Below are 6,143 nucleotides of genomic sequence, written 5' to 3' on the forward strand. Positions count from 1 at the left end.
GTTGATTCTTGTGTAGTAGCTTGAATTATAACCGATTTTCAGCCGCTTTTTGCATGTCTGGTGCAATTTTCGGGCTATGGCGACGCCGATATCGACAGGTTGACGTTCGTGAAGACGGCGCAGCAGCTGGGCTTCAGCCTCGACGAGATCAGCGACCTTCTCCGGCTGGAAGATGGCACCCACTGCCAGGAAGCCAGCGAACTCGCCGAGCATAAGTTGCAGGACGTACGGGAAAAGCTCGACAGACTGCAGCAGATCGAGAAGGCCTTGAGTGACATGGTGGCCCGATGCCACGCCCAGCATGGCAGCGTCACCTGCCCGTTGATTGCGTCATTACATGAAGGGATAGGGAAGGCCTGACACCGAAGATAAAGTTATCGTGCATTTTCTTTATGCAGGAATATTTACGCGATTTCTTTACAGAAAACCGCCCCTCCAGGGCTTCCTGGAGGGGCGGTCGACGAGCGTAAAGAAAACGACCGGATAGCATACAGAAGCTTTCGGCCAGAAGCGGACGATTGATCAAAGCTAATATAACGCTTGAGCTATCGGACGTCGTAAGGACGTGTCGACTTAAAGAGAAATTAGGAAAATCACTCTTCCCCGAGCAGCTCACCTTCTTCATTCAGTACATGCAGGAAAGCAGCAAGGTTGCTAAGTCCCCTCTGTCAGGATTGATGTCGTGTGTCCGTGAAATCCTGAAGCGTGGGAAGAGGAGTCAAATTCCACGCTTAATCGAAGGGTTGGGGCCAGTCCTACGTGGACGAGCCAGCGACTTCACTCTGGTCGATGCTGCCTTCTGGAAGTGTTGGATCAATGGCTGCCGACTGCATTGCGTGATAAGGCGACAGGAGAAGTGTCCCAGAACCCGGCGTCGGAAATGACAGGTGATGATTTCAGATGTCAATCTTGCCCGGTGGTGTGGGAGGACGGGGGAGGCAACTCCCCCTCCTACTCACTCGGTGCGTGATCGAGCAGTTTAGAACTTGAACAATGCACCGACGGAAAACAGATCGATGTCATTATCAATATCATACCACTCCCACTCACCGACAATACCGAGCTGGTCAGTGAACATATATTGACCGCCGAGGCCATACATGAGGTCGGTGCCATCGTCGTCAGTACCGGAAGCAGCACCGCCCCCTTTAACATCCCACATAATCATGCCGAACTTGCCGAACACGCCGAACTTCTCATTGAGCGGCAGAATGCCTTTCGCAGCGAGCGTCCAGCCGTCCGCTTCGGCGCTGATTGCCGAACCGTCTACGGATCCACTGGTCTCACCAAAATCTACCCAGGCGGCCTCGAAGGCGATATTCGAGTTCATCTCCCAACCGCCGAAGATCTTCCAGCTGGTATCATTATCGTCGCAATTGGTGACACCATCACACGCATCGATGGTCGCCTGCCCGATGCCCGCTCCACCATAGAAGCCACTCTCTGCGAGGGCATCACCCGTCAGACCCAGCGTCAACAAAATGGCACCAATTATTTTCGTTTTGTTCATGACCTGCTCCTAAGTAGCAACCCCGCAAGAATCATCCGGACAAACCTTTTATACCTGCTGTGTAACAGTATAGTGTAGTTCGACTGACCTTCCCCTCTACCTGTCGGACACGACATCGCCCATCCGCGAGGGATGGGCGATGCGCGTGCCAGGGTTGGCGGGTCGACGTCAGCTGGAGGGGAAGTTCAGCTGGGCCTGTTCCCGTGCGTTCTGGGCGGGCCAGCGCTGGGAGACCGCCTTGCGGCGGGTATAGAAGCGCACCGCGTCGGGGCCATAGGCGTGGAGATCGCCGAACAGCGACTCCTTCCAGCCGCCGAAGCTGTGGAAGGCCACCGGCACCGGCAGCGGCACGTTGATGCCCACCATGCCGACCTCGATGGCGTCACTGAAGCGCCGGGCGGCCTCGCCGTCGCGGGTGAACACGCAGGTACCGTTGCCGTACTGGTGGGCGTTGATCAGCGCGATGGCCTCCTCGAAGGTCTCGACGCGCACCACGCAGAGCACCGGGCCGAAGATCTCGTCGCGGTAGATACCCATCTCCGGGCTCACCCGGTCGAACAGGGTAGCGCCCAGGAAGTAGCCCGGCGATTCCGTCACGAGCGGGTGCTCGCGGCCGTCGACCACCAGCTCGGCGCCGGCCGACTCGCCTTGTTCGATGTAGCCCGCCACCTTGTCGCGGTGGGCGGCGTTGACCAGGGCGCCCATGTCGAGGCCGGTCTCGGTGCCGGGGCCGATCTTCAGGGTGCGCGCCTGCTCGCCGACCTTCGCCACCAGGGCATCGGCCGTGGCATCGCCCACGCACACCGCCACCGAGATCGCCATGCAGCGCTCGCCGGCACTGCCGAAGGCCGCGCCGATCAGGGTGCTGGCGGCGTTGTCCAGGTCGGCGTCGGGCAGCACCACGGCGTGGTTCTTGGCCCCGCCCAGCGCCTGCACGCGCTTGCCGTTGTCGGCACCGCGGCGGTAGATCGATCTCGCCACCGGGGTGGAGCCGACGAAGCTGAGCGCCTTGACGTCCGGGGCGTCGATCAGCGCCTCCACGGCCTCGCGTTCGCCGTGGACCACCTGGAAGAGCCCGGCGGGCAGGCCCGCCTCCTCCAGCAGCTCGGCCATCTTCAGCGCCGCCGAGGGCACCTGCTCGGAGGGCTTGAGGATGAAGGCATTGCCGCAGGCAATGGCCATGGGATACATCCACAGCGGCACCATGGCCGGGAAGTTGAACGGCGTGATCCCCGCGACGATGCCCAGCGGCTGGTGGTTGGACCAGGTGTCGATGCCCGGGCCGGCGTTGTGGGAGTATTCGCCCTTGAGCAGCTCCGGCACGCCACAGGCATATTCGACGTTCTCGATGCCGCGCTTGAGCTCGCCCATGGCGTCTTCGAGCACCTTGCCGTGCTCCCTGGCGACCAGGGCGCAGAGCTCGTCGGCGTCGCGCTCCAGCAGCATCTTGAAGCGGAACATCACCTGGGCGCGCTTGGCCGGCGGGGTGTCGCGCCAGGCGGGCTGTGCCGCCCGGGCAGCCTCGATGGCGCGCGCCACGGTGGCGGTGTCGGCCAGGGGCACGCGGCCGATGACCTCGGCGCTGGCCGGGTTGGTCACGTCCAGGTGGCGGTCGCCGTCCAGGCGCTCGCCGCCGATCCAGTGGGTCAGGGTCTGCATGTCGCGTCCTTGTGCTTCAGTATTCACGGCCGAGCAGGGCCTCGTCGAAGGGGTAGCGGGAGAGCTTCTCGACGCCGGTGTCGGTGATCAGCACCTCTTCCTCGAGCTTGACGCCGTCGGCGGCGCCCACCTCGCCGATGTAGCTCTCCACCGAGACCACCATGCCGGGCTCGAGGACGCCATCCTTGGAGAAGCGGTCGAAGTCCATGTGGTGCGCCACCAGCGGCGTCTCGCCGTGCATGCCCACCCCGTGGATGATCGAGGGGTAGCGGCGATCCAGGAAGCGCTCGGGGATCTTCCACGCCGTTTCGGCGATCTCGCGATAGCTCATGCCGGGCTTGAGGATGCCCATGTTGTGGTGCACCTGGTCGTAGGCCATGCGGTAGAGCTCGCGCTGGTAGGCGCTGGGCCTACCCGGCCCCACGTGGAAGGTGCGCGAGAAATCGGAGTAGTAGCCGTGGCAGCCGATGGTGTCGGTGTCCAGCGCCACCAGCTCGCCGGGGCGGACCTTGCGGTCGCTGGCCTCGTGGAACCAGGGGTTGGTGCGCGGCCCGGAGTTGAGCAGGCGGGTCTCGATGAACTCGCCACCGCCGCGGATCACCTCGCCGTACATGATGGCGAAGAGCTCGTTCTCGGTGACGCCGGGCTTGATCGCGGCCTCCACCTCGGCCACCGAGGCCTCGCTTGCCGCCATGGACTGGGCCAGGCAGGCGATCTCCTCGGGGGTCTTGATGCGCCGGCAGTGCAGGGTGTCCTGCATGCAGTCATAGACATCCAGCCCCTGGGCCTCCAGGGAGCGGGCCAGGTTGAGCGCGCAGCGGTCCAGGCCCACCTTCCTGTTGCCGCGTCCGTGTTCCTGGACCAGCTCGGCGATCTCCAGGCCGAAGGGGTCCGAGGAGAGGTTGTCGCGCTGGTTCACCGCCGACCACACCACCTTGGAGGTGCGCGACTCGTCGATGGTCTCCAGCCAGGTGGAGATGTGGGCGCTGCCCGGGTACTCGAAGAGGATGATCGGGCCTTCCAGCGGCACGTAGATGTAGCGCGTGGAGTTGCGCAGGAAGTAGCCGAACATGTTGCGCGACCCGGTGGCGTAGCGCTGGTTGTTGGGGTCGAACAGCACCAGGGCGGCGTAGCCCTGCTCGGCCATCATGGCGCGCAGGCGCGCCAGGCGCCCGGCGCGCAGCTGCACGGGGTCGAAGGCGGTGGGGATGCTGTCGCCGTTGGCCATCGGCGCGGACGGCACGACCGGAATCCGGTCCGGTTCGCTGTCGGTCAGTTTCTCTGACTCTACGATGCTCATGGGGTCTCTCGTTGTGTCGTCGGGGGGATGGCCGCCTGCACGCGCGGCCATCCGCAAGGGAGGTAGGTGGCGTCGGGGCTCAGTCGGCCAGGCTGTCCGAGCGGTTCATGCCCTCCTCGAGGAGCCGCTCGTGGACCGGCGCCATGCGGCCGAAGATGCGCTCGGCACGCTCGGGGCGACCGATGAAGCCCGGCTCCTTGGCGTAGGCGAAGATCACGGTGTGGCGCTCCTTGTCGCCCTTAACCGGGGTGACCCGGTGCAGCGAGTAGCGGCCGAAGAACACCTGCAGGTCGCCGGGCTGGAGGTCGAGCGACTTGAGGCGGGTGCGGTCGCCGTCGATCACCTTCTCCACCTCCGCGAAGTTCTCGCCCTCCGGGCTGCGGATGCCCGGGGCGTACTCGAAGCGGCCGCCGCCATGGGACTGACGGGTCATCATGGTGACGATGAACTCGTTGGTGTCGTAATGCCACGGATGCTGGCAGCCCTCGCGCAGCACGTTGACCACCAGGTCGGCCAGCGGGTCGGCGTACTGGTGGATCTCCTCCATGCCCACCACGGCGCCGATGAAGCGCTGGAAGTCGGGATGTTCGTAGACCTGGCGGATGATGGTGTCGCCGTCGATGCGGTCGCCCGCCACGAAGCCGTTGGTGCGGTCGTCGAAGCGGTTCAGCGGATGGCTGGCCGGTTTCTCGGCATCGCCGGCGCTGTTGTAGGGGTTGGTCTCGGTCTGGTTGTAGTGCGCCTCCGGCGAGAGCCGCTCGGTCTCGCGCTCGAGCCGCGCCAGGGCGTCCTCCGGGACGAAGTTCTTGAGCACCACGCAGCCGTCCCCGCCGAGCTGGCGACGGCACTGCTCGATCAGGGCGCGGCCGGCCTCGCCGTCCAGGTCATTGACGGGATAGCGGGCCAGGTCGATCAGGCCATCGAGGGTGTTGGTCGTCTGGACGTCAGCGATTGCCTGCATGGCTCTCCTGCTCCTGAGTGTTGCGGGATGTCGCTGGACAGCATAGTGACGGCTCATTCATAATAAAAATGAATGATTGAGATACAACCAATTGCAAGAGCTCATTGTTCATGGATACCGTGCTGCTTCGCACCTTCGTCACCGTGGCCGAGTGCCAGGGCTTCAGCGCCGCCGGCAAGGTGCTGCATCGCACCCAGTCGGCGGTGAGCCTGCAGATCAAGCGCCTCGAGGACCAGATGGGCCAGGCGCTGCTGGAGCGCACCAGCCGCAGCGTGCTGCTGACCGCCCCGGGGGAGCGACTGCTGCCCTATGCCCGTCACATGCTCAAGCTCGAGGACGAGGCCCGGGAGGCCCTGGGCGAGACACAACGCGGCGAGCTGATCCGCTTCGCCACCTCCGAGGAGCAGGCCGCCGCCTACCTGCCCGCCCTGCTGCCCCGCTACGCCGAGCGCTTCCCCGACACGCGCCTGGAGATCCACTGCGACATGAGCGCCAGCCTGGTGAAGCGCTTCCAGGAGGGGCTGCTGGACGTGGTGCTGTCGATCCGCCACCTGCCGACCCAGTCGGGCCAGCTGCTTGGCTGGGAGCCGATGGTATGGGTGGTGGCCGAGGGCGTCTCGCCGGCCGACTGGGCGACCCTGCCCCTGGCGCTCAACCCGGAGGGATGCATCTTCCGCGCCCATGCCCTCTCGGCCCTGGGCCGCGAGGAGCGG

General features: G+C 64.5%; 5 protein-coding genes and 1 pseudogene. 2 read left to right on the top strand and 4 right to left on the bottom strand.

The genetic code is table 11. The annotated features are described in order from the left end of the window. Positions 1-75: 75 nt before the first annotated feature. Positions 76-360: pseudogene (locus tag SCI24_RS20195) on the top strand (MerR family DNA-binding protein); the annotation flags it as partial. Between the two features lie 619 nt (positions 361-979). Here SCI24_RS20195 and SCI24_RS20200 read toward each other — a convergent pair. The 4 genes from SCI24_RS20200 to SCI24_RS20215 all read right to left on the bottom strand — a co-directional run bounded on the left by SCI24_RS20200 (position 980) and on the right by SCI24_RS20215 (position 5,430). Further along, entirely contained in the window at positions 980-1,510 is a 531-nt protein-coding gene (locus SCI24_RS20200; protein ID WP_318727082.1) for an outer membrane beta-barrel protein, read from the bottom strand. Between the two features lie 168 nt (positions 1,511-1,678). Continuing rightward, positions 1,679-3,169: a CoA-acylating methylmalonate-semialdehyde dehydrogenase gene (locus SCI24_RS20205; protein WP_318727083.1), complete on the bottom strand. Its 1,491-nt coding sequence runs from the start codon at positions 3,167-3,169 to the stop codon at positions 1,679-1,681. 16 nt (positions 3,170-3,185) lie between these two features. Beyond that, a complete protein-coding gene (locus tag SCI24_RS20210; protein ID WP_318727084.1) occupies positions 3,186-4,469 on the bottom strand; it encodes a Xaa-Pro peptidase family protein in 1,284 nt (427 codons plus the stop codon). Between the two features lie 79 nt (positions 4,470-4,548). Continuing rightward, positions 4,549-5,430 (bottom strand): hypothetical protein, encoded by an 882-nt coding sequence (locus tag SCI24_RS20215; protein WP_318727085.1) that lies wholly within the window; start codon positions 5,428-5,430, stop codon positions 4,549-4,551. 110 nt (positions 5,431-5,540) lie between these two features. Here SCI24_RS20215 and SCI24_RS20220 point away from each other — a divergent pair. Then, positions 5,541-6,143: LysR family transcriptional regulator (locus tag SCI24_RS20220; RefSeq protein ID WP_318727086.1), on the top strand; the 603-nt coding region annotated here is incomplete at its 3' end.

This window comes from Halomonas sp. (assembly GCF_033549285.1).
GTDB lineage: Bacteria > Pseudomonadota > Gammaproteobacteria > Pseudomonadales > Halomonadaceae > Halomonas.

Excerpts from the sequence above, each read along its gene's own strand:
- SCI24_RS20200 (WP_318727082.1), bottom strand. The coding sequence starts at position 1,510 with ATGAACAAAACGAAAATAATTGGTGCCATTTTGTTGACGCTGGGTCTG.
- SCI24_RS20205 (WP_318727083.1), bottom strand. The coding sequence starts at position 3,169 with ATGCAGACCCTGACCCACTGGATCGGCGGCGAGCGCCTGGACGGCGAC.
- SCI24_RS20210 (WP_318727084.1), bottom strand. The coding sequence starts at position 4,469 with ATGAGCATCGTAGAGTCAGAGAAACTGACCGACAGCGAACCGGACCGG.
- SCI24_RS20215 (WP_318727085.1), bottom strand. The coding sequence starts at position 5,430 with ATGCAGGCAATCGCTGACGTCCAGACGACCAACACCCTCGATGGCCTG.